Source organism: Enterobacter sp. D2 (assembly GCF_034427575.1).
GTDB classification, from domain to species: Bacteria; Pseudomonadota; Gammaproteobacteria; order Enterobacterales; family Enterobacteriaceae; genus Enterobacter; species Enterobacter cloacae_M.
The window spans coordinates 15,688-39,889 of record NZ_JAXQPP010000007.1 but is presented as its reverse complement, the minus strand read 5'-3'; the positions used below and the strand labels follow the sequence as shown (position 1 = coordinate 39,889).

Sequence of the window (24,202 nt, the reverse complement as noted above, 5' to 3'; positions counted from 1 at the left end):
AGCGGAAGGATTTGCTATTATCATTCAAAATTATTGATCAACTATTAATCGCTGAGGATGGGTATAAACGGTCGCCCTTCCCGGCTTGCAGAAGCCCACCAGCGTCAGGTTGCAGCGCTCCGCCACCTCCACTGCCAGCGTGGTCGCCGCCGATACCGCAAACAGAATTTCCACACCGCACATCGCGGATTTTTGCACCATCTCATAGCTGGCGCGGCTGGAAACGAGTGCCGCCCCCTGCTTCCACACGTCACTTTCACGCGCCCGGCGACCGAGCAGCTTGTCCAGCGCCACGTGGCGGCCAACGTCCTCGTTTCCCCCGGCAATATCTCCCGACGGCAACACCCATGCCGCCGCGTGCGTGCAGCCGCTCAGCTGGCCGACGGGCTGTACATCATTCAGGTGCTCGAGCGCATGGTCGAGGTGCGCCAGATTAAAGGTCTGAGTAAACGGCAGTGGCGCTACGGGTTTGCCAATATCGTTGAGCTGCTCAACGCCACACACGCCGCAGCCGGTACGCCCGGCCAGCGCGCGGCGGCGCTCTTTCAGCCCCATAAAGCGGCGGCTGGAGAGTTCGATTTGCACTTCAAGGCCGTTGCAAGCCTGCACCACGTCCATGCCGTAGATCTCCTGCGGATGGTCAATGATGCCTTCCGAGAGGGAAAAACCGATGGCGAACAGCTCGAGATCTTTCGGCGAAGCCATCATCACCACATGGGAGATACCGTTGTAAACGAGCGCAACGGGCACCTCTTCCGCCAGATAATCGGGCGAGGCATGGGTAATGTGGGGCGGTCTGTGTACCGACAGTTCCACAATACCCGCAGGCAGTGGCGACAAGTGGGGAGCACGGTTTTGTTTAGACACAGCGGTATTCCTGAACAACCACGGAGGTGAGCCTGCTATTGCATCACAAACAACAGGGCTTACGCATAGTATGGATCAACTTTTCGACAACCATTCTCCTACTCATTTAGCAGGGGTGCAACCTGCCACCCGCTACACCGCTTTAACATGCAGAGCTGTTAATGTGATCGATATCACACTTTATAATCAACATGGTGATAATACGTTCACTTTGTATTAACGCCATTAGAACAGCGGTACCGACAATGTGGTATTCTGATGATATCCCTCGTGGAATTGAGGGATTAACGCAAATTTTTCTCCTTTGCGGTCAATTCTCAGCCGCGAAGTTAAAACTACATATGTAAGCAATGTCGAAACAAGGAGTGACCCATGCAGGTCAGCAGAAGGCAGTTCTTTAAGATCTGCGCTGGCGGTATGGCAGGCACCACGGCAGCGGCACTGGGCTTTGCGCCCGGCGTAGCGCTGGCGGAAACGCGGCAGTATAAACTGCTGCGCACCCGTGAAACCCGTAATACCTGTACGTACTGCTCTGTCGGTTGCGGGCTGTTGATGTATAGCCTCGGCGACGGTGCTAAAAACGCCAAAGCGTCTATTTTCCATATCGAAGGCGACCCGGATCATCCGGTCAACCGCGGCGCATTGTGCCCGAAAGGGGCCGGTCTGGTGGACTTTATCCACTCCGAAAGCCGCCTCAAATTCCCGGAATATCGCGCGCCAGGCTCCGACAAATGGCAGCAAATCAGCTGGGAAGAGGCGTTCGACCGCATCGCAAAACACATTAAAGAAGACCGCGATGCCAACTTTGTAGAGAAGAACGCCGACGGCGTTACGGTCAACCGCTGGCTCTCCACCGGGATGCTGTGTGCCTCTGCTTCCAGCAACGAAACCGGTTATTTAACCCAGAAATTTACGCGCGCACTCGGTATGCTCGCGGTCGACAACCAGGCGCGTGTCTGACACGGACCAACGGTAGCAAGTCTTGCTCCAACATTTGGTCGCGGTGCGATGACCAACCACTGGGTCGACATCAAAAACGCCAACCTCATTGTGGTGATGGGTGGTAACGCCGCTGAAGCGCACCCTGTCGGGTTCCGCTGGGCGATGGAAGCCAAAATCCACAACGGTGCGAAACTGATTGTGATCGATCCCCGCTTTACGCGAACTGCGTCAGTGGCGGATTTCTACACCCCTATTCGTTCAGGTACTGACATCACTTTCCTGTCAGGCGTATTGCTGTACCTGATGACCAACGAAAAATATAACCGCGAATACACCGAAGCCTATACCAACGCCAGCCTGATCGTGCGTGAGGATTACCACTTCGAAGATGGCCTGTTCAGCGGTTACGACGCCGAAAAACGCAAATACGACAAAACCAGCTGGAACTACGAGCTGGATGAGAAAGGCTTTGCGAAGCGCGATACCACCCTGCAACACCCGCGCTGCGTGTGGAACCTGCTGAAAGAGCATGTTTCCCGCTATACGCCGGAGGTGGTTGAGAATATCTGCGGTACGCCGAAGGCAGACTTCCTGAAGGTGTGCGAGCTTATCGCCGAGACCAGCGCGAAGGACAAAACCGCGTCGTTCCTGTACGCACTCGGCTGGACGCAGCACTCCATCGGCGCGCAGAACATCCGTACCATGGCGATGGTTCAGCTCCTGCTCGGCAACATGGGGATGGCAGGCGGCGGCGTGAACGCCCTGCGCGGTCACTCCAACATTCAGGGTCTGACCGACCTCGGCCTGCTGTCTCAAAGCCTGCCGGGTTACATGACCCTGCCGAGCGAGAAACAGACCGACCTGCAGACCTACCTGACGGCCAGCACGCCTAAACCGCTGCTCGAAGGCCAGGTCAACTACTGGGGCAACTATCCGAAGTTCTTCGTCTCGATGATGAAAGCGTTCTTCGGTGATAAAGCGACGGCGGAAAACAGCTGGGGCTTTGACTGGCTGCCGAAGTGGGACAAAGGTTACGACGTTCTGCAGTATTTCGAGATGATGCATCAGGGCAAAGTGAACGGCTATCTGTGCCAGGGCTTTAACCCGGTTGCCTCGTTCCCGAACAAGAACAAGGTTGTTGAGTCTCTGTCGAAGCTGAAGTTCCTGGTGACGATTGACCCGCTCAATACCGAGACTTCAACTTTCTGGCAGAACCACGGTGAATCGAACGACGTCGATCCGTCGAAGATTCAGACCGAAGTGTTCCGTCTGCCGTCAACCTGCTTCGCGGAAGAGAACGGTTCTATCGTCAACTCCGGACGCTGGCTGCAGTGGCACTGGAAAGGTGCGGACGCCCCGGGCATCGCCATGAACGACGGCGAGATCCTGGCCGGCATCTTCTTACGCCTGCGTAAGATGTATGCGGAAGAAGGCGGCGCGAACCCGGAACCGGTGCTGAACATGACCTGGAACTACTCGACGCCGGAAAACCCTGCGCCGGAAGAAGTGGCGATGGAGAGCAACGGTAAGGCGCTGGCGGACGTTATCGACCCGGCCACCGGTACCGTGCTGGCGAAGAAAGGCGATCAGCTCAGCACCTTCGCGCACCTGCGCGATGACGGTACCACGTCAAGCGGCTGCTGGATCTTCGCCGGTAGCTGGACGCCAAAAGGCAACCAGATGGCCAACCGCGATAACGCCGACCCGTCGGGCCTTGGCAATACGCTGGGCTGGGCATGGGCGTGGCCGCTCAACCGCCGCATCCTCTATAACCGCGCATCCGCTGACCCGCAGGGCAACCCGTGGGATCCGAAGCGTCAGCTTCTGAAGTGGGACGGTGCGAAATGGGGCGGCGTGGATATTCCGGACTACAGCACTGCCGCACCGGGCAGCGACGTTGGGCCGTTTATCATGCAGCCTGAGGGGATGGGACGCCTGTTTGCTATCGATAAGATGGCGGAAGGTCCGTTCCCGGAACACTACGAGCCCTTTGAGACGCCGCTGGGTACCAACCCGCTGCACCCGAACGTGGTCTCTAACCCGGCAGCCCGTATCTTTAAGGGCGATTTCGAAGCGCTGGGTAAAAAGGACAAGTTCCCGTACGTGGGTACCACCTACCGTCTGACCGAGCACTTCCACTACTGGACCAAGCACGCGCTGCTTAACGCCATCGCGCAGCCGGAACAGTTCGTGGAGATCGGCGAGAAGCTGGCGGGCAAGCTCGGCATCGCCCATGGCGATACCGTGAAGGTTTCCTCTAACCGCGGCTATATCAAGGCCAAGGCGGTGGTGACCAAGCGTATTCGCACGCTGAACGTTCACGGTCAGCAGGTGGATACCATCGGTATTCCGATCCACTGGGGCTATGAGGGCGTGGCGAAGAAAGGGTTCATTGCGAACACCCTGACGCCGTTCGTCGGCGATGCGAACACGCAGACGCCGGAGTTTAAGGCCTTCCTCGTGAACGTGGAAAAGGTGTAACGGAGACGACTTATGGCTTATCAATCTCAAGACATTATCCGTCGTTCCGCGACTAACGGTTTCACGCCCGCGCCTCAGGCGAGGGACCACCAGCAGGAAGTGGCGAAGCTTATCGACGTGACCACCTGTATCGGCTGTAAAGCCTGTCAGGTGGCCTGCTCTGAGTGGAACGATCTGCGTGACGAAGTGGGTCACAACGTCGGGGTGTACGACAACCCGGCGGACCTGACCGCCAAGTCCTGGACGGTGATGCGTTTCTCGGAAGTGGAGCAGAACGACAAGCTGGAATGGCTTATCCGCAAAGACGGCTGTATGCACTGTGCGGATCCGGGCTGCCTGAAGGCATGTCCGTCAGAAGGGGCTATCATTCAGTATGCCAACGGCATCGTCGACTTCCAGTCTGAACAGTGCATCGGCTGCGGCTACTGCATCGCCGGCTGCCCATTCGACGTACCGCGCCTGAACCCGGAAGACAACCGCGTTTACAAATGCACCCTGTGCGTTGACCGCGTCACCGTCGGCCAGGAGCCTGCATGCGTGAAGACCTGCCCAACCGGCGCGATCCACTTTGGTTCTAAAGAGGATATGAAAACGCTGGCGGCAGAGCGCGTAGGCGAGCTGAAAACCCGTGGTTACGACAACGCGGGCCTGTACGATCCGGCCGGAGTTGGCGGTACGCACGTAATGTACGTGCTGCACCACGCCGACAAGCCGAACCTGTATCACGGCCTGCCGGAGAACCCGGAAATTAGCGCCACCGTGAAGTTCTGGAAAGGCATCTGGAAACCGCTGGCAGCGGTCGGTTTTGCTGCCACCTTCGCAGCGAGCATCTTCCACTACGTCGGCGTTGGTCCGAACCGCGCGGAAGAGGAAGACGACAACCTGCATGAAGAGAAAGACGAGGTGCGCAAATGAGAAAACGTGACACCATCGTGCGCTACACCGCGCCGGAACGCATCAACCACTGGGTCACCGCCTTCTGCTTCATGCTGGCGGCGATAAGCGGGCTGGGGTTCTTCTTCCCGTCCTTCAACTGGCTGATGCAGGTACTGGGTACGCCACAGCTGGCGCGTATTCTGCACCCGTTTGTGGGCGTCATCATGTTCGCGTCGTTCATCATTATGTTTTTCCGCTACTGGCACCATAACCTAATCAATCGGGATGATATCTTTTGGGCGAAGAATATTCGTAAGATCGTCGTCAACGAGGAAGTGGGTGATACCGGGCGTTATAACTTCGGCCAGAAATGCGTATTCTGGGCGGCGATTATCTTCCTGGTCCTGTTGCTGGTGAGCGGCGTGATCATCTGGCGTCCGTACTTTGCGCCTGCTTTCTCAATCCCGGTGATCCGATTCGCGCTGATGCTGCATTCATTTGCCGCAGTGGCGTTAATTGTGGTTATCATGGTGCATATCTACGCCGCCCTTTGGGTGAAAGGCACCATTACCGCGATGGTGGAAGGATGGGTAACCAGTACGTGGGCGAAGAAACATCACCCGCGCTGGTACCGTGAAGTCCGCCAGAAACAGGAAAAGTCATCTGAATGAGTATTCGCATAATCCCGCAAGATGAGCTGGGGTCGAGCGAGAAACGCACGGCGGATTATATTCCGCCGTTGTTATTCCCCAGACTCAAGAACCTCTACAACCGCCGCGCAGAGCGTCTGCGCGAGCTGGCAGAGAACAACCCGCTGGGCGATTTTCTGCGCTTTGCCGCGCTGGTTGCCCATGCGCAGGAAGTGGTGCTGTACGACCACCCGCTGCAAATGGACCTGACCGCGCGCATCAAAGAAGCCAACGCGCAGGGCAAGCCGCCGCTGGACATTCACGTCCTGCCGCGCGACAAGCACTGGCAAAAGCTGCTGCATTCGCTCATTGCCGAGCTGAAGCCGGAGATGAGCGGTACCGCGCTGGCTGTCATCGAGAATCTGGAAAAAGCCTCTGACCTGGAGCTGGAAGAGATGGCGAGCGCGCTGTTTGCCTCCGACTTCGCTCTGGTCAGCAGCGATAAAGCGCCGTTTATCTGGGCTGCGCTGTCGCTCTACTGGGCGCAAATGGCAAGCCTGATCCCCGGTAAAGCCCGCGCCGAATACGGCGAGGCGCGCCAGTTCTGCCCGGTCTGCGGCTCCATGCCGGTATCGAGCATGGTGCAAATCGGCACGACTCAGGGGCTGCGCTACCTGCACTGCAACCTGTGTGAAACCGAGTGGCACGTGGTGCGCATCAAGTGCAGCAACTGCGAGCAGACCCGCGATCTGAATTACTGGTCGCTGGAAAATGAAGAAGCGGCGGTGAAAGCCGAAAGCTGCGGCGACTGCGGCACTTACCTGAAGATTCTGTATCAGGAAAAAGACCCGAAAGTCGAAGCCGTGGCCGACGATCTCGCCTCGCTGATTCTGGATGCGAAGATGGAGCAGGAGGGCTTTGCCCGCAGCTCGATCAACCCGTTCCTGTTCCCGGGTGAAGGGGAGTAATTTCCTCTGACAGTGCCGGGCGGCGCGAGCTTGCCCGGCCTATAGTTGGTAAGGTGAAACGACTCCAGTAATGCCCGAAAAGTCTTTCGTGTTTCGAGAAATCAACGGACAATTTCTGCTCTGAGCTGTGGCCAGAATGATAGCATCAGGCAGTTTCATTCCATGCTTCTCGCGCAGAATTACACTTCTTTCAGCGATATCTCGGGTGATATCAATAATCTCAAATACGCCCATCACTGTCGCAGTTTTCGCTTCGTGACCATGTTTGCGGGCACCCACCATGACTTCCATCCATGTGATCAGGCTAATTGCTCGATGCGAAGCTGTGCGATCAATTGCATCCGCAGCCTCAACGCGATTATTAAATAGATCAATGAGTATATTGGTATCGAACACCGCCATGTGCTCCATAATTACCACTCCTCACGCAGCTTGCGTTCATACTCAAGCCCATCTTCCTGCTGGTTTCCCCACAAGCCAAGCGCATCGCGGATAACCGATGAACTCTGCTGGTCGAGATATTGCTCAATGGCTTCCCGAAGCAATTCGGCACGAGGCCGGTTACGCAGCTGCTTCAGATTATCCAGTCGTTGAATTACGTCATCAGACAAATCGATCAGAATTCTGCCCATATCAAGATCCGCGGAAAGACTCATATATCACCTTAGTATATCACCATTGTCTATTTTTAAGGCAACATACGCTTTTATTCAGAAGGGTTAAAGCACGTAGCTATAGTTTTCCTGCTATTTGCGAAGCGCTTTCCAGATTTTTAGTACTCGACAATTTTCTTATTTTCTTTTGAATTAAACCAGGCTATAAAGCTGTATATCCATACAGTTAAAGGGAATTTTCATGGCACTGGAACAGGGTATTGCGCAGCTGGTTCAGGGATTTATCGCTGCAGGCCGGCCTTCGTCACGTCGACAGACCATTGAGGTACGACGAGCAGGGTACATTGCCAGCGCGGGGCTTGCCGGGAAGATAGAAACGCGCGTTCAGGTGGAGACGCTAGTGCTTGAGGGCCTTACCATTCGAGTATTTTCACCTCTTAATGCCCCTGAAATATTGCCTGCTGCCATCTACTATCACGGCGGATGCTTTATCAGCGGCGGCTTTGATACCCATGACAACCAACTCCGCCAGTTAGCCTCCTACGGCAATTGTCGGGTGATCGCCGTTCAGTACAGGTTAGCGCCGGAGCATACCTTCCCCGCCGCACATGACGATGCTGAAAGAGGTGCAGATCTGGTCTGGCAGTATGCGGACAAATTAGGCGTGGATAAGAATCGGCTCACCCTCTGTGGAGACAGTGCAGGAGGGCATCTGGCGCTGGTAACGGCGCTGAGGCTTAAGGTTAAAGGGCTGTGGCAACCTGTACAGCTTATTCTTATCTATCCCATGCTCGACGCCACGGCCAGCTTTGAAAGCTATGCCCTTAATGGCACGGATTATATTATCACCCGCGATACCCTGCTCAGCGGGTATGAAATGTATCTCGCAGAGACTGACCGCCAGCATCCGGAAACCAGCCCGCTGTGGCGCGATGATTATTACGGACTTCCGCCAGTGCACATCATTACCGCAGAGTACGATCCGCTGTGCGATGAGGGAGAAATGTTGTATCAGCATCTGACTGAGCAGGGTGTGAAATGTACTGCTCAGCGCTGGCTGGGCGTCATCCATGGCTTCTTTCAGCTTGGCGGCGTCAGCCAGTCAGCGCGAGACCTAATGCGGGATATCGCCGGGCGGATTCAGCACGCCCGGATAACGTGAACAGAAGATTACTCCTCCTCGTTCCCACCCTCTTCATACGCACCGAAGGGCTTCGCTGGAAGAACAATGTAGGTGCCTTCAAACACCGCCCCTGGTGTTTTATCGCCAAACAGTTCAACCTGCATTTGTACGCGGGCTTTGCGGCCGCGTGCCAGGCGGTCGAGATCGCCACCCAGTGACCCCAGATCGGCCACGGCGCTCGGCTTGCCGCTTATCGGTGCGCTATAGCGAATGTGTGCATCGGCGAGAATGATGGTTCCGCCCAGATGACGCTCGCGAAGCATCAGCCAGATGAGACCCCACCCGGTGAGCGTCGCGAGGGAAAACAGACTTCCGGCAAACAGGGTGTGGTGCGGGTTCTGATTGCCGGTTTCCGGCATGGTGGTAATAAATTTTTGTCCGGTGTACTGCTGAATGCGCACGCCCATTTTTTCGCTGAGCGGAATGTGCTGATACCAGGCCTGCTGCAGCTGCCCGCACCAGTCGGCGCGATGAAGAATATCATCCAGCGTGGCGATGGGTTTGATCATCAAAAAATGACGAATCGGCGTGGTTTGCGGGGTTGTGATTTCCCCCTGATTCACAAAACCGAGCTTGGCGAAGAATTCTACGGCATCTTCGCGGGCGCTACAGGTGACGCGCTTAACGCCTTCCTGACGGGCGACGGACTCAAGGGTCATCGCCATTAGCGTTCCCAGACCTTTGTCCTGAACGGAGGGATGAACCGCCATAAAGCGAATCGACGCTTCGTTATCGGCGTTGATATACAAGCGCCCGACGGCGACGAGGTTACCCTCTTCGTCCATCACCATCTGATGGTGGGCCATCGCATCCCAGGCGTCTCGTTCAGATCCTTTTGGCTGATGCAGTGGCTTGCGCAGCATTTCCCAGCGGAACTGGTAATAAGCGTCTAACTCTTCTTCCGTTTGCGGTACTCGAAGGTGATACATAGCTGTACTCTCTCTTGTTACCCGCGGCCACGCCGCCAGTTGGCTCATACCTGGAGCCAGAATGTGACGGGGCCATCGTTCACCAGCGAAACCTGCATATCTGCAGCGAATCGTCCGGTTTGCGTATTCATTTCCTGCTGACGACAACGCTCAACAAAGTACTCGTAAAGTGCTTCCGCACGATCCGGCGCGGCGCCTTTAGAGAAGCTCGGGCGCATGCCGCGCTCGGTATCCGCTGCCAGCGTAAACTGGGAAACCACCAGCACGCTGCCGCCCGCCTGCTGGACGTTCAGGTTCATCTTGCCTTCCGCATCGCTGAAAATACGGTAGCCCAGCACGCGCTCACACAAGCGGTTGGCTTTTTGTTCGTCATCATCCTTTTCGACACCTAACAACACCAAAAGTCCTGGGCCAATTTCACCCGTCACCTCTCCCTCCACGGTGACGCTGGCACGGGTTACGCGCTGTATCAATGCAATCATGGTTGGTCTGCTTCTAATTGTTTTTCAGCTTCTGCTGCTTTTTTAAGTTCGCGGTATACACCGAGAGTGACAGTTATTTCAGCACCAAGCAAGACGATACACCAGGTCCAGTAGACCCAGACAAACAAAATGGGGATCACCGCCAGCACGCCGTAAATCAGCTGATAGGACGGAAACATGGTGATGTAGAGGGCAAACCCTTTTTTACCGAGCTCAAAAAGCAACGCCGCCACCAGCGCCCCCAAAACCGCATCTCGGTTAGGCACGCGCGTGGTCGGCACGACGCTATAGAGCAGCCAGAACGAGAGCCACGACAGGATCAGCGGAAAGATGCGAAGCACATTATCGATCACACCGTTTAAATCACTCGCCCACCGTAGGGAAAGCAGATACGAACTGATCGCCAGGCTCGCCCCAGCCAGCAGCGGTCCCAGTGTGAGAATCATCCAGTACACGGCAAAGGAATAGACCTTTGGCCGCGCTTTTTTACTCCGCCAGATCGTGTTCAGCGCGTTATCGATGGCGTACATCAGCAGCAGCGCGGTAACGATAAGACCGCATGCCCCCACTGCCGTCATCTTATTGGAGTTGGCAACGAACTGCTCAATGTAGTTCTGGATGACATCCCCGGTTGCCGGAATAAAATTCGCGAAGACAAAATGGCGAAGCTGCAGGCTGACGTCCGCAAACATCGGAAAGGCCGAAAACAGGGCAAAAATGACCGCCACCAGCGGCACTAATGAGAGCAACGACACGTAGGCGAGGTTGCCCGCCAGCGTGGTCATGTTGTCCTCATCAATACGGTGCCAGAGCAGTTTCAGCCATGCCCTCAGCGGGCGAGTATGATGCGTGGCTTTTTGATGAACGGTTTTTAGCATAGCTGCTTCGCAAAGTAGTTTGGTATCGTCTCTTTTCCGGTCACCAGAATTGACGTTATACCTAACTGGTTAGCGCCCTCTATATTATCGGCGTTGTCGTCGAAAAAGACCGCATCGGCCGCGGTGAATCCCTCTGACTGCAGAACAGCCTGATAAATTCGCGCTTCAGGCTTACGCATACCCATCTCCTGCGAAAGATAGATCTTGTCGGCCGCCCCCTTAACTTCAGGGTATTCCTCAGGCCAGAACGTGGTGTGCAGACGGTTGGTATTGGACAACACAACGACCCGATGGCCCTGCTCGCGCAGTTTGTGCATGATGTCGATCACCTCAGAGCGAACCGCCACAAATACCGCCTGCCAGCCGTGGGAAAACTGTTCATAGCTTAACGAAAGCCCCATCTCCTGGCAGAAACGTTCAGCGAATTCTTCATCACCGATCTCGCCGCGTTCATGCTGATGGAAGGTCTCGCCCATCGCGAAATTCTGCTTCAGTGTCGCCAGCGGAACACGGCTAAAGTCGCTCCACGCACCCAGCACGCGATTAAAATCGATATCGACGATTACGTTTCCTAAATCAAAGATATAAAGCATGGTTATCTCCTGCTCGCCGTGGAAAAGTAACTGTAGCGGGAAAGATAAGGTTTGGCTATGCGTGAGATTCAGCTTAAAGAAAGGAATGGCCCGAACGTGAATGTCGGGCCAGGAGAAGCGTTAACCTGCCTGCTGTTCGTCGTTTGAAATCACTTCCACTATTTCAACTTTGCTGGATTTGAGATGATTTTGCAGCGCCGAGCCGGGCAGTTCGTCGGTGAAGAGCGCCGTCGCCTGGGCCACGTTGCCAATTTCAACCGCCGCAGACGCTTGATATTTCGTATGATCGACAGCGAGTAAAATGTGGCGGGAGTGGGCGATCATGGTTTTCACCACGCTGGCTTCGTTCACGTCAAATTCCATCATCGCACCGTCGTGTTCGATCGCCCCGACGCTGGTGACCAGGTAATCCGCACGGAATCCCGATACGAACGCCGTGGCCGCCGGGCCGATAATGCCGCCGTTATGCGGACGCAGCGTGCCGCCCGGCACCATCACTTCAAAGCGCGGATTCTTATACAGAATATGCGCCACCCGCAGACTGTTGGTGATGATGCGCAGGTGGTTATGGTTTAGCAGCGCCCGGGCAACGTGCTCCACGGTCGTGCCGATGGTGATGAAGATGGTGGAGCCATCGGGAATATAGTCCGCAATGGCTTCGGCAATCGCCCGCTTCTCTTCGGTAAGCGAGACTTCGCGCTGCTCGAACGCCGTGTTCACCACGCTGGAGGCTCTGCCCGCCCCGCCATGATGACGCGTGATCAGCCCCTGCTCGCTGAGCTTGCGGATATCCCGGCGCACCGTTTGCGTGGAAACATCCAGCAGTTGCGCCAGTTCATCAATGTTCATATAGCCGCGATCGGCAATCAGCGTCAGAAGCTGATCGTGACGCGGGTTGCCGGTCAGTTCGGTAAGACTCATGGGCTGTCCTCTGAAAACCATCTCGCCCCGCATTTTATACAAAAAGTGACAAAAAAGAGCGGGTTTGATCACAGTCGGGTATCCCTGCCCGTCCGCCAGGTTTTGTGCATTTCAATGCTGCAACGGCGCTGGCAAAACGCACGGCCTCGGCAACAGACGCCCTCTGTCCCAGACTAACCGCCAGCGCACCGTGGAAAACATCACCCGCACCCGTGGTATCTACAACGTCCACTTCATAGCCAGACTGATGACACAACGCGCCATTTTCCAGCCAGAAGCAGCCGTCTCGTCCCTGGGTGACATACACATGTCCATTTGTGAGCGTTTGTGCTTTTCTCAGCGCGTCTTCAGTTTCATCCCGCTGCGTTAAGCGCCGCAGCCCCGGCGCGGAGAAGGCCGCGTGATCGCTTAAGGCAACCAGCTCCGCGATGTCCTGCGGGGTGACATCCGCATCAAGCAGTGTCGGCACACCCTGCTGACGGGCGAGGGTAAACGCCTGCTTTGCCCCGTCGTGCCAGCGCACGTCAGCTAATACGATATCCCATTGCGAGAAGTCGATTTCACGCAGCCATCCTGCCTCAGCAGGGAGGTCGGGGCTGGGATAGTTCGCGATAACGCGCTCCCCGCTGCCGTCCACCAGCACCGCCGACTGTGACGAGCGGGCCCCCTTAAACACGCGCGTAAAGCGGGTATTTACCCCCAGGGATTCCAGCTCCGTGAGCAGCCGCCTTCCGGTATCGTCGTCCCCCACCCTGCCAATAAAATCCACTTCCGCGCCCAGTTTCGCCGCCGCCACTGCCGCCGTTGCCGCCGGGCCGCCGCCCACTTCCGTATAGTCCTTAGCGACATATTTCCCACCTTCTTTTGGTAAATCATCGAGATACCAGATGCGATCCAGCACGGTAATGCCGACACAAACGATGCGAGTCATGGTGATTCCTTCTGCGATTTCTGATGCTTTCATTTTAATTTCATCAAATGTTTAAAAAGTGACCCATGTCAATTTTTTGACCATAAATTACAAATACGATCAAAAACAGACAACGAAAACGTGCAAAAATTGACACGATGTGACAGGAGAGAGGCATGTCAGCAATCGCATTTATCGGTTTAGGGCAGATGGGCGCGCCAATGGCGAAGAATCTGCTTAAGCAAGGCCATCAGCTTAACGTTTTTGACGTGAACCCACAGGCGGTTCAGGCGCTGGTAGAGAACGGCGCGCGGGCGGCGGCAACGCCAGCGCAGGCCGCAACGGATGCCGAATTCGTGATTACCATGCTGCCAAACGGCGACCTGGTGCGCAGCGTTCTGTTCGGCGAGCACGGCGTATGCGAGGGGTTATCCCGCGACGCGCTGGTGATTGATATGTCCACCATTCATCCGCTGCAAACCGACGCGCTGATCCGCGACATGTCTGATCGCGGCTTCAGCCTGATGGACGCACCCGTCGGACGCACCTCTGACCATGCCATCGCCGGCACGCTGCTCCTGCTGGCTGGCGGCACAGCGCAGCAGGTTGAGCGAGCCACCCCCGTATTAATGGCGATGGGCAATGAGCTGATTAACGCTGGCGGGCCGGGCATGGGCATTCGCGTGAAGCTTATCAATAACTACATGAGCATCGCCCTGAACGCCCTGTCGGCAGAGGCAGCCGTACTGTGCGAAGCGCTCGGCCTCTCCTTTGACGTGGCGCTCAAGGTGATGAGCGGCACGCCTGCGGGTAAAGGTCACTTCACGACATCCTGGCCGAACAAAGTGCTGAAAGGCGATCTTTCGCCCGCCTTCATGATCGACCTTGCGCATAAAGATCTGGGGATCGCCCTGGACGTGGCCAACCAGCTCCACGTTCCGATGCCGCTGGGCGCGGCTTCCCGCGAAGTTTACAACCAGGCACGCGCCGCCGGGCGCGGGCGCGAAGACTGGACGGCCATTCTTGAACAGGTTCGCGCATCTGCCGGGCTGAAAAAAAAACACTGATACGAAAGGACTGAGGAATGACGATGTACACCCTGAAAGATATCACCCGACCTTCCGGCGGTTTTGCGATGCTGGCCGTGGATCAGCGCGAAGCGATGCGCCTGATGTTTGCCGCCGCAGGCGCGCCGGTGCCGGTAACCGACCAGCACCTGACGGATTTTAAGGTCAACGCAGCGAAAATTCTGTCGCCGTACGCCTCTGCCATTCTCGTCGACCAGCAGTTCTGCTATCGCCAGATTGTGGAGCAGCAGGCCGTGGCCAAAAGCTGCGCGATGATTGTGGCGGCCGACGAGTTTATTCCGGGGAATGGTATTCCGGTTGACAGCGTGGTAATCGACAAAAACATCGACGCACAGGCGATCAAACGCGATGGCGGCAAGGCGCTAAAGCTGCTGGTGCTGTGGCGCAGCGATGAAGACCCGCAGCAGCGTCTGGAGATGGTGAAGGCGTTCAACACGCTGTGCCACGACAACGGGCTACTGAGCATTATCGAGCCGGTTGTACGTCCGCCGCGTCGCGGCGCCGCGTTTGACCGCGAGCAGGCGATTATCGACGCGGCCAAAGAGCTGGGCGACAGCGGCGCCGACCTCTACAAAGTGGAGATGCCGCTGTTTGGAAAAGGCACGCAGCAGGCGCTGCTGGCGGCCTCGCAGAAGCTGAACGAGAACATAGCCATGCCGTGGGTGATCCTCTCTTCCGGCGTGGACGATAAATTATTCCCGCGCGCCGTGAACGTGGCGATGCAGGCGGGTGCATCGGGCTTTTTAGCCGGTCGCGCCGTCTGGTCATCGGTGATTGGCCTGCCGGACACCGAGCTGATGCTCCGCGATATTGCAGTACCAAAACTGCAGCGTCTGGGTGAGATCGTCGACGAAATGATGACTCGCCGCTGAGAAAGGACCCGAACATGAAATGGTTTAACACCCTGAGCCACAACCGCTGGCTCGAACAAGAGACCGACCGCATTCTCGATTTCGGTAAAAACGCCGCCGTACCGACCGGTTTTGGCTGGCTGGGCAATAACGGCCAGGTACGCAGCGATATGGGTACGCATCTGTGGATCACTGCTCGTATGCTGCACGTTTACGCGGTGGCAGCGAACATGGGGCGTCCCGGTGCGTATGCGCTGGTTGAGCACGGTATTAATGCCCTGAATGGCCCGCTGCGCGACAAGCAGCACGGCGGCTGGTACGCCTGCGTTAACGATGAGGGCGTCATTGACGCTTCCAAGCAGGGCTATCAGCACTTCTTCGTCCTGCTGGGTGCGGCAAGCGCCGTCACCACCGGCCATCCGCAGGCGCGCAGGCTGCTGGACGATGCTATCGAGGTGATTGAGCGTTACTTCTGGAGCGAACAGGAGCAGATGTGCCTGGAGTCATGGGATGAAGCGTTCAGCAAAACGGAAGATTACCGTGGCGGTAACGCCAACATGCACGCCGTAGAAGCCTTCCTGATTGTTTATGACGTGACCCACGACCGCAAATGGCTCGACCGCGCCCTCCGCATCGCGTCGGTGATTATTCATGACGTGGCGCGAAAAGGTGAGTACCGCGTTAACGAACATTTCGACACCAGCTGGAATCCGATTCGCGACTACAACATTGATAACCCCGCCCACCGTTTCCGCGCCTACGGCGGCACGCCGGGGCACTGGATTGAGTGGGGCCGCCTGATGCTGCACCTGCGCGCCGCGCTGGAAGCGCGCTTTGAAACCCCGCCGGAATGGCTGCTGGAAGATGCAAAAGGCCTGTTCCACGCCACCATCCGCGACGCCTGGGCACCCGACGGAGCCGATGGATTTGTCTACTCCGTGGGCTGGGACGGCAAGCCTATCGTGCGCGAACGCGTGCGCTGGCCAATCGTCGAGGCGATGGGCACGGCCTATGCCCTCTATACCGTGACCGGCGAGGCGCAGTACGAGGCCTGGTATCAGAAGTGGTGGGATTACTGCATCAAGTATCTGATGGATTACGAAAACGGTTCCTGGTGGCAGGAGCTGGACACCAATAACGAAGTGACCACCAAAGTCTGGGACGGCAAGCAGGATATTTACCATCTGCTGCACTGCCTGGTGATCCCTCGCCTGCCGCTGGCACCGGGCTTAGCGCCTGCCGTAGCCGCTGGTCTGCTGGACAGCCTGGCCAAATAATAAAGACGGAGTGTTTATGCGTACCCTACACAATATTGATCTGAAAAATAACGAAAGTGGCTTTACCCTGCGCTGGCAGGACCGTCTGATTTTATCCCACACCGCGGATGTCCCTTGCCTGTGGATTGGCGCAGGCGAGGCGGATATCGAGATGTTTCGCGGCAACTTCAGCATCAAAGACAAGCTCAACGAAAAGATTGCCCTGACGGACGCGACCGTCACGCAGCAAAGCGCGGGCTGGGCGATCCGCTTTACCCGCGGCGATGCGGTAAGCGCGACGCTGCTGGTGGGCGTCGATGCGGATGGCCGTCTTGAGCTGAAGCTTAAAAACGATGCTCCCGGCCATAACCGCATCTGGTTGCGGCTGGCGGCGCAGCCGGAAGATCATATCTACGGCTGCGGCGAGCAGTTCTCGTATTTCGATCTGCGCGGCAAGCCGTTCCCGCTGTGGACCAGCGAGCAGGGCGTGGGTCGCAACAAGCAGACCTACGTGACCTGGCAGGCCGACTGCAAAGAGAATGCGGGCGGCGACTACTACTGGACCTTCTTCCCGCAGCCCACCTTCGTGAGCACCCAGAAATACTACTGCCACGTGGACAACAGCTGCTACATGAACTTCGACTTCAGCGCGCCGGACTTCCACGAGCTGGCGTTCTGGGAAGATAACGCCACGCTGCGCTTCGAATGTGCTGAAACCTACGTCGATCTTCTGGAAAAGCTCACCGGCCTGCTGGGGCGTCAGCCTGAACTACCGGACTGGGTTTACGACGGCGTGACGCTGGGCATTCAGGGCGGCACCGAGGTGTGTCAGCAAAAGCTCGATATCATGCGCAAAGGTGGCGTGAAGGTGAACGGCATCTGGGCGCAGGACTGGTCCGGCATCCGCATGACCTCCTTTGGAAAACGCGTGATGTGGAACTGGAAGTGGAACAGTGAGCTTTATCCACAGCTTGATACGCGGATTGCGAAGTGGAAACAGGAAGGCGTGCAGTTCCTCTCCTATATCAACCCGTACGTCGCCAGCGATAAAGATCTCTGCGAAGAGGCGGCAACGCGCGGCTATCTGACCAAAAACGCCGACGGCAAGGACTACCACGTCGAGTTCGGCGAGTTCTACGCGGGCGTTATCGACCTGACCAACCCGGCAGCCTACGACTGGTACAAAGAGGTCATCAAAAAGAACCTGATCGCGCTGGGCTGCGGCGGCTGGATGGCCGATTTCGGGGAATATCTGCCGACCAATACCTTCCTGCACAACGGCGTCAGCGCAGAAATCATGCATAACGCCTGGCCTGCCCTGTGGGCTAAATGTAATTACGAAGCGCTTCAGGAAACCGGCAAGCTCGGGGAGGTCCTGTTCTTCATGCGCGCGGGCTACACCGGCAGCCAGAAGTACTCGGTGATGATGTGGGCGGGGGATCAGAACGTCGACTGGAGCCTTGACGACGGTCTGGCATCGGTGGTGCCCGCCGCGCTTTCTCTGGCGATGACCGGTCACGGCCTGCACCACAGCGACATCGGCGGCTATACCACGCTGTTCGAGATGAAACGCAGCAAAGAGCTGCTGCTGCGGTGGTGCGACTTCAGCGCCTTTACGCCAATGATGCGTACCCATGAGGGTAACCGCCCCGGCGACAACTGGCAGTTTGACGGCGACGCGGAAACCATCGCGCACTTCGCGCGCATGACCTCCGTCTTCACCACCCTGAAGCCGTACATCAAAGCCGCGGTCGCGCAGAACGCGAAAAGCGGCCTGCCGGTGATGCGTCCGCTGTTCCTGCACTACGAGGACGACGCGCGCGCCTACACGCTGAAATACCAGTACCTGTTTGGCCGCGACCTGCTGGTGGCGCCTGTTCATGAAGAGGGTCGCCGCGACTGGTCGCTCTATCTGCCGCAGGACAGCTGGGTGAATGCGTGGACCGGGGAAACCTGCCAGGGCGGTGACGTGACCGTTGATGCCCCCCTCGGCAAGCCGCCGGTCTTCTACCGCCAGCACAGCGAATGGGCAGATCTGTTTAGCACCTTACGTCATATCTGATAAGGCTCGCCCGCAGGGAAACCTGCGGGCAGACGGAGAACAATAATGAGTCAACATACTTCCGATCCGGCAACCCTACGCCTGCCGTTTAAAGAAAAACTCGCCTACGGGATGGGCGATCTCGGCTCAAACATCCTGCTGGATATCGGCACGCTCTATTTGCTGAAGTTTTATACCGACGTGCTGGGGCTGCCGGGCACCTACGGCGGGATCATCTTCCTGATTGCGAAGTTCTTTACCGCCTTCACCGATATGGGCACCGGGATCATGCTCGACTCCCGGCGCAAGATTGGCCCGAAAGGGAAATTCCGCCCGTTCGTACTGTATGCCGCCTTCCCGGTGACGCTGCTGGCGATTGCTAACTTCGTCGGCACGCCGTTTGAGATGACCGGTAAAACGGTGATGGCGACGATGCTGTTCATGCTTTACGGCCTGTTTTTCAGCATGATGAACTGCTCCTACGGCGCGATGGTACCGGCTATTACCAAAAATCCGGACGAGCGCGCCTCGCTGGCCGCCTGGCGCCAGGGCGGCGCGACGCTGGGCCTGCTGCTCTGTACAGTGGGTTTTGTTCCGGTGATGAATTTGATTGAAGGCAATGACCAGCTTGGCTATATCTTTGCCGCCACCCTCTTCTCGCTGTTCGGGCTGTTCTTCATGTGGTGGTGCTATAAGGGCGTGACCGAGCGTTACGTCGAGACACAGCCTGCAAATCCGACGCAAAAGCCGGGCCTGCTGCAGTCGTTTCGCGCCATCGCCGGGAACCGTCCGCTGTTTATCCTGTGCATCGCCAACCTGTGCACGCTGGGCGCCTTTAACGTCAAGCTCGCCATTCAGGTCTACTACACGCAGTACGTGCTGAACGACCCGATTCTGCTGTCGTACATGGGCTTCTTCAGCATGGGCTGTATTTTTATCGGCGTCTTTATGATGCCCGGCGCGGTCCGGCGCTTCGGCAAGAAAAAAGTCTACATCTGCGGGCTGACGATTTGGGTGGCGGGCGATCTGCTCAACTACTTCCTCGGCGGCGGCTCGGTGAGCTTTGTCGCGTTCTCCTGCCTGGCGTTCTTCGGCTCCGCGTTCGTTAACAGCCTGAACTGGGCGCTGGTGTCCGATACCGTGGAGTACGGCGAGTGGCGCACCGGTGTGCGCTCCGAAGGCACGGTCTACACCGGCTTTACCTTCTTCCGTAAGGTCTCGCAGGCGCTGGCGGGCTTCTTCCCGGGGATCATGCTCACGCAGATCGGCTATGTACCCAACGTGGTGCAGTCCGCCGGAACGGTTGAAGGGCTGCGGCAGCTGATATTTATCTATCCGAGCCTGCTGGCGGTCATCACCATCGTGGCGATGGGCTGCTTCTATAACCTCAACGAGAAGATGTATGTGCGCATTGTTGAAGAGATCGAACTGCGCAAACGTACGGCCTAAATGACGAGATAGAGCGCCCGACTGGGCGCTCTGAGGATCGACCATGACACATAACAGTGATCCGTTAACCCTAAAATTGAGCCTGCGAGAGAAGTGCGCCTACGGAATGGGCGATTTTGGCTCGAACCTGATGCTCTGTATTGGCACGCTGTATCTGCTAAAGTTTTACACCGATGAGCTGGGTATGCCGGCGTTCTATGGCGGCATTATTTTCCTGGTGGCTAAGTTCTTTACCGCGTTGACCGATATGCTGACCGGCGTGCTGCTCGACTCCCGGCGTAACATCGGCGCGAGGGGGAAATTCCGGCCATTCATTCTTTACGCCTCCGTCCCGGTGGCGCTGGTGGCAACGGCGCAGTTTATGGCCAACGACTTTAGCCTGACGGTGAAAACGGCTCTCGCCACCGTGCTCTTTATGATGTTTGGCCTCTGCTATAGCCTGATGAACTGCGCCTACGGTGCGATGGTCCCGGCCATCACCAAAAACCCGAACGAGCGCGCGCAGCTTGCGGCGTGGCGTCAGGGTGGCGCAACGGTGGGACTGTTGCTCTGCACCGTCGGCTTTATGCCCATTCAGGCGCTGTTCATCAGCCAACCCTCCCAGGGCTATCTGGTGGCCGCGCTGGTGTTCGTTACCGGCGGCCTGTTCTGCATGTGGTGGTGCTACAGCGGCGTGAAAGAACGCTACGTGGAGCTTACGCCCGATCACCATAAGCCCGGCATTCTGAAATCGTTCTGCGCGATTTTCCGCAATCCGCCGCTACTGGTGCTGTGTATCGCCAACCTGTGTACCCTCGCCGCCTTCAACATCAAGCTGGCGATTCAGGTCTATTACACCCAGTACGTGCTGAACGATCTCCATTTGCTGTCGTGGATGGGATTCTTCAGCATGGGCTGCATTCTGGTTGGCGTGTTTTTGGTGCCCGGCTCGGTTAAGCGTTTTGGCAAGAAGCCGGTTTATCTCGGCGGTCTGGCGCTGTGGGCGGTGGGCGACGTGCTCAACTTTTTCTGGGGAACCAGTTCCCTGCTGTTCGTGCTTTTTTCCTGCATGGCCTTTTTCGGCACCGCGTTTGTGAACAGCCTGAACTGGGCGCTGGTGCCGGATACCGTCGATTACGGCGAGTGGAAAACCGGCATCCGCGCCGAAGGGTCGGTGTATACCGGCTACACCTTCTCGCGCAAAATCTCTGCGGCGCTCGCCGGTTTCCTGCCCGGGATTATGCTAACCCAGATTGGCTACGTTCCCCATGCCGTGCAGAGCGCGGGCACGCTGCTTGGTCTGCGTCAGCTTATTTTCCTGTGGCCGTGCGGTCTGGCGATTGTTGCTGCCGTGACCATGGGGCTGTTTTATAAACTCAACGAAGCGCGCTTCGCCTTTATTATCGAGGAGATTGGAAAACGGAAAAAACAATCAGCGAATACCCCTGAGATAACCACCAACAATAAAGCGTCAGCAGTCACTTTATAACAATAAATCCGGCCATTCTTTCCTTCCTGTTAATCAGGAGGGAGGCCTTTCTGTACCTGATACATGGACAAATTATGAAAAGAATCATCACTGTACTGATCGTGTCGTCTGTGTCCTGCCCGGTATTTGCCGGGGCCTATGTCGAAACGCGTGAAGCCTACAATACGGCCTCAGAGATGCACGAGATGATCCTGCGCGCAGGATATAACTTTGATATGGGCGCGGGCCTGATGTTCACCAACGCCTATAACGTGGGCAAATGGGATGAGCTGAAGCACAGCTATAACGAAATCGAGGGGTGGTATCCGCTCTTTAAGCCGACCGACAAACTCACCTTCCAGCCCGGTGGGTTGATTAACGACAGCAGCGCAGGGTCCGGTGGCGCAGTTTATTTAGATACCAACTACAAATTTACGGACTGGTTTAATCTGACGTTCCGCTATCGCTATAACCATAACAATTACGATACGCCGGACTATAACGGGCAGATGGATAAAAACGACACGCACGAATTTGCCAACTACTGGAATTTCAAAGTGACGGATGCGTTTTTCTACACCTTTGAACCGCACTTTTTCCAGCGGGTGAATGATTACCACAGCAAAAATGGCAAAGACCATCACTGGGAAATTACCAATAAATTCAGCTACAAGATCGACAGAAACTGGCTGCCGTACCTCGAACTGCAGTGGCTGGACCGATGGAATGATTACAACCGGGAGCAGTATCGCATTCGCTTAGGATTACGGTATTCGTTCTAATAAAAAAGCCGCTGATCGCTCAGCGGCTTTTTACATACATGACAGCGTTAACGCTAACCTGTATTAGTCTTCTTTCGCACCGCGCATAGCACGTTTACGATCGTTCTCGGTCAGGTGACGTTTACGGATACGAATTGACTGTGGAGTCACTTCTACCAGTTCGTCATCATCGATGAATTCCAGAGCCTGCTCCAGAGTCATCTTGATCGGTGGAACCAGAACCGTTGCTTCGTCAGTACCGGACGCACGCATGTTGGTCAGTTTCTTACCGGTCAGGCAGTTTACGGTCAGGTCGTTAGAACGACTGTGAATACCGATGATCTGGCCTTCATAAACTTCAGCACCGTGACCCAGGAACAGCTTACCGCGATCCTGCAGACCGAACAGCGCAAACGCAACAGCTTTACCCTGACCGTTGGAGATCAGTACGCCGTTGTTACGCTGGCCCACTTCGCCCGGACGAACGTCGTCGTAGTGGCTGAAGGTGGAGTACAGCAGGCCGGTACCGGAGGTCATGGTCATGAACTCAGAACGGAAGCCGATCAGGCCACGGCTTGGGATCACGTAGTCGAGACGTACGCGGCCTTTGCCATCTGGATTCATGTTTTTCAGGTCGCCTTTACGCTCACCCAGAGCCTGCATCACAGAACCCTGATGCTGCTCTTCAACGTCCAGCGTTACGTTTTCGAATGGCTCTTGTTTACGGCCATCGATCTCGCGGAAGATTACTTTCGGACGGGAAACCGCCATTTCGAAACCTTCACGACGCATGTTCTCAATCAGAACAGACAGGTGCAGCTCACCACGACCAGAAACGCGGAATGCATCAGCATCTTCGGTTTCTTCAACGCGCAGCGCAACGTTGTGCACCAGCTCTTTGTTCAGGCGGTCAAGGATCTGACGAGAGGTAACGAATTTACCTTCTTTACCACAGAACGGAGAGGTGTTGACGTTGAAGAACATGGATACGGTTGGTTCATCAACGGACAGGGCTGGCAGCGCTTCGACATTCTGCGGATCGCAGATGGTGTCGGAGATGTTCAGTTCACCCAGACCGGTGATAGCGATGATGTCGCCCGCTTCCGCAACGTCACTCTCGATACGCTCAAGACCCAGGTGAGTCAGTACTTTACCGACTTTACCGTTACGGGTTTTGCCTTCGCTATCGATGATAGTAACCTGCTGGTTAGGCTTCACTTTACCGCGCTTGATACGACCAATGCCGATTACGCCAACGTAGTTGTTGTAGTCGAGCTGAGAGATCTGCATCTGCAGGGTGCCGTCGAGATCGACGTTTGGTGCAGGAACACGGTCAACAATCGCCTGATATAGCGGGGTCATGTCTTCAGCCATGTCTTCGTGGTCCAGACCTGCGATACCGTTCAGCGCAGATGCGTAAACGATAGGGAAGTCCAGCTGCTCGTCGGTCGCATCGAGGTTAACGAACAGGTCGAAGACCTGGTCAACAACCCAGTCAGGACGCGCGCCAGGGCGGTCAACTTTGTTGATAACAACGATTGGCTTCAGACCATGGGCAAAAGCTTTTTTGGTCACGAAGCGCGTCTGTGGCATTGGGCCATCCATTGCGTCAACGACCAGCAGAACGGAGTCTACCATGGACATTACACGTTCAACTTCGCCACCGAAGTCGGCGTGCCCTGGGGTATCAACGATGTTGATACGGTAGTCATTCCATTTAATCGCGGTGTTTTTCGCGAGGATGGTAATCCCACGCTCTTTCTCCAAATCGTTGGAGTCCATCACGCGTTCTTGGGTTTCGGCACGCGCATCAAACGTACCGGATTGCTGCAGCAGCTTGTCAACCAGGGTAGTTTTACCATGGTCTACGTGCGCGATGATGGCGATGTTACGCAAATTTTCGATCACAACTTTGCCTCAGGCATTTAGAAATAGCGCGTTATTGTACACGGATTAATCGCACTACAAAACAGGATCACAAACATCCCCCGCAAACAAGTATCGCAGAGATGCTTTGTGATCGCTTTCACGGAGCG

At 56.3% G+C, this 24,202-nt stretch carries 22 protein-coding genes; 12 read left to right on the top strand and 10 right to left on the bottom strand.

The annotated features are described in order from the left end of the window. Positions 1 to 30 precede the first annotated feature (30 nt). Positions 31 to 867 (bottom strand): formate dehydrogenase accessory sulfurtransferase FdhD, encoded by an 837-nt coding sequence (gene fdhD, locus SPG90_RS20365; RefSeq protein WP_045404235.1) that lies wholly within the window; start codon positions 865 to 867, stop codon positions 31 to 33. 372 nt (positions 868 to 1,239) lie between these two features. Here fdhD and fdnG point away from each other — a divergent pair, with 372 nt between their 5' ends. From fdnG to fdhE, 4 genes are read left to right on the top strand one after another with little or no spacing between them, the layout of a single operon-like run. Next, positions 1,240 to 4,290: a formate dehydrogenase-N subunit alpha gene (fdnG, locus tag SPG90_RS20360; RefSeq protein WP_126330977.1), complete on the top strand. Its 3,051-nt coding sequence runs from the start codon at positions 1,240 to 1,242 to the stop codon at positions 4,288 to 4,290. Positions 4,291 to 4,302: 12 nt separating this feature from the next. Continuing rightward, entirely contained in the window at positions 4,303 to 5,205 is a 903-nt protein-coding gene (gene fdxH, locus SPG90_RS20355) for a formate dehydrogenase subunit beta (protein ID WP_008501831.1), read from the top strand. Beyond that, entirely contained in the window at positions 5,202 to 5,837 is a 636-nt protein-coding gene (gene fdoI, locus SPG90_RS20350) for a formate dehydrogenase cytochrome b556 subunit (protein ID WP_023309750.1), read from the top strand. The genes fdxH and fdoI overlap by 4 nt, the downstream gene beginning before the upstream one ends. After that, positions 5,834 to 6,763, top strand: a complete 930-nt coding sequence (gene fdhE / locus SPG90_RS20345; RefSeq protein ID WP_023309751.1) for a formate dehydrogenase accessory protein FdhE — start codon at positions 5,834 to 5,836, stop codon at positions 6,761 to 6,763. The genes fdoI and fdhE overlap by 4 nt, the downstream gene beginning before the upstream one ends. Positions 6,764 to 6,802: 39 nt before the next feature. Here fdhE and SPG90_RS20340 read toward each other — a convergent pair whose 3' ends face one another. Further along, on the bottom strand, positions 6,803 to 7,174 hold the full coding sequence (locus SPG90_RS20340; RefSeq protein WP_080298642.1) for a type II toxin-antitoxin system VapC family toxin: 372 nt from the start codon (positions 7,172 to 7,174) through the stop codon (positions 6,803 to 6,805). Between the two features lie 2 nt (positions 7,175 to 7,176). After that, on the bottom strand, positions 7,177 to 7,419 hold the full coding sequence (locus tag SPG90_RS20335) for a ribbon-helix-helix protein, CopG family (RefSeq protein WP_023309753.1): 243 nt from the start codon (positions 7,417 to 7,419) through the stop codon (positions 7,177 to 7,179). Between the two features lie 199 nt (positions 7,420 to 7,618). On the opposite strand from SPG90_RS20335, the gene SPG90_RS20330 reads away from it, so the two are divergent. After that, complete coding sequence (locus SPG90_RS20330; RefSeq protein ID WP_126304472.1) at positions 7,619 to 8,539, top strand: alpha/beta hydrolase; 921 nt, start codon at positions 7,619 to 7,621, stop codon at positions 8,537 to 8,539. Between the two features lie 8 nt (positions 8,540 to 8,547). On the opposite strand, the gene fabY is transcribed toward SPG90_RS20330, so the two are convergent. The 6 genes from fabY to SPG90_RS20300 all read right to left on the bottom strand — a co-directional run bounded on the left by fabY (position 8,548) and on the right by SPG90_RS20300 (position 13,294). Beyond that, positions 8,548 to 9,489 carry a fatty acid biosynthesis protein FabY gene (gene fabY / locus SPG90_RS20325; protein WP_023309755.1) on the bottom strand — a complete coding sequence of 314 codons (942 nt, stop codon included), beginning with the start codon at positions 9,487 to 9,489 and terminating at the stop codon, positions 8,548 to 8,550. Between the two features lie 44 nt (positions 9,490 to 9,533). Continuing rightward, on the bottom strand, positions 9,534 to 9,971 hold the full coding sequence (gene dtd / locus SPG90_RS20320) for a D-aminoacyl-tRNA deacylase (RefSeq protein WP_008501836.1): 438 nt from the start codon (positions 9,969 to 9,971) through the stop codon (positions 9,534 to 9,536). Beyond that, entirely contained in the window at positions 9,968 to 10,849 is an 882-nt protein-coding gene (locus SPG90_RS20315; RefSeq protein ID WP_023309756.1) for a virulence factor BrkB family protein, read from the bottom strand. The genes dtd and SPG90_RS20315 overlap by 4 nt, the downstream gene beginning before the upstream one ends. After that, positions 10,843 to 11,442, bottom strand: a complete 600-nt coding sequence (yihX, locus tag SPG90_RS20310; protein ID WP_047174094.1) for a glucose-1-phosphatase — start codon at positions 11,440 to 11,442, stop codon at positions 10,843 to 10,845. Before yihX ends, SPG90_RS20315 begins: the two co-directional genes overlap by 7 nt. 120 nt (positions 11,443 to 11,562) lie before the next feature. After that, complete coding sequence (locus tag SPG90_RS20305) at positions 11,563 to 12,363, bottom strand: DeoR/GlpR family DNA-binding transcription regulator (protein WP_047174093.1); 801 nt, start codon at positions 12,361 to 12,363, stop codon at positions 11,563 to 11,565. Between the two features lie 34 nt (positions 12,364 to 12,397). After that, a complete protein-coding gene (locus tag SPG90_RS20300) occupies positions 12,398 to 13,294 on the bottom strand; it encodes a sugar kinase (RefSeq protein WP_047174111.1) in 897 nt (298 codons plus the stop codon). 155 nt (positions 13,295 to 13,449) lie between these two features. On the opposite strand from SPG90_RS20300, the gene yihU reads away from it, so the two are divergent. The 7 genes from yihU (at position 13,450) to ompL (ending at position 22,187) form a co-directional block, all read left to right on the top strand. Then, complete coding sequence (gene yihU, locus SPG90_RS20295; RefSeq protein ID WP_045404228.1) at positions 13,450 to 14,340, top strand: sulfolactaldehyde 3-reductase; 891 nt, start codon at positions 13,450 to 13,452, stop codon at positions 14,338 to 14,340. Positions 14,341 to 14,357: 17 nt separating this feature from the next. Beyond that, complete coding sequence (gene yihT / locus SPG90_RS20290) at positions 14,358 to 15,233, top strand: sulfofructosephosphate aldolase (RefSeq protein ID WP_045404227.1); 876 nt, start codon at positions 14,358 to 14,360, stop codon at positions 15,231 to 15,233. 14 nt (positions 15,234 to 15,247) lie between these two features. Continuing rightward, positions 15,248 to 16,489 (top strand): sulfoquinovose isomerase, encoded by a 1,242-nt coding sequence (gene yihS, locus SPG90_RS20285; protein ID WP_023617638.1) that lies wholly within the window; start codon positions 15,248 to 15,250, stop codon positions 16,487 to 16,489. 16 nt (positions 16,490 to 16,505) lie between these two features. Further along, the gene (locus SPG90_RS20280; RefSeq protein ID WP_045404226.1) at positions 16,506 to 18,530 is read left to right on the top strand and encodes an alpha-glucosidase; all 2,025 of its coding nucleotides are present in this window, start codon (positions 16,506 to 16,508) and stop codon (positions 18,528 to 18,530) included. 45 nt (positions 18,531 to 18,575) lie between these two features. Then, positions 18,576 to 19,958 carry an MFS transporter gene (locus SPG90_RS20275; RefSeq protein ID WP_045404224.1) on the top strand — a complete coding sequence of 461 codons (1,383 nt, stop codon included), beginning with the start codon at positions 18,576 to 18,578 and terminating at the stop codon, positions 19,956 to 19,958. A 43-nt stretch (positions 19,959 to 20,001) separates the two neighbouring features. Continuing rightward, positions 20,002 to 21,426, top strand: coding sequence for an MFS transporter (locus SPG90_RS20270; RefSeq protein WP_047174091.1), 1,425 nt, complete (start codon positions 20,002 to 20,004; stop codon positions 21,424 to 21,426). Positions 21,427 to 21,500: 74 nt separating this feature from the next. Next, positions 21,501 to 22,187, top strand: a complete 687-nt coding sequence (ompL, locus tag SPG90_RS20265) for a porin OmpL (protein ID WP_126304474.1) — start codon at positions 21,501 to 21,503, stop codon at positions 22,185 to 22,187. 63 nt (positions 22,188 to 22,250) lie between these two features. On the opposite strand, the gene typA is transcribed toward ompL, so the two are convergent. Continuing rightward, positions 22,251 to 24,074 carry a ribosome-dependent GTPase TypA gene (gene typA / locus SPG90_RS20260; RefSeq protein ID WP_032639914.1) on the bottom strand — a complete coding sequence of 608 codons (1,824 nt, stop codon included), beginning with the start codon at positions 24,072 to 24,074 and terminating at the stop codon, positions 22,251 to 22,253. Positions 24,075 to 24,202: the final 128 nt, after the last annotated feature.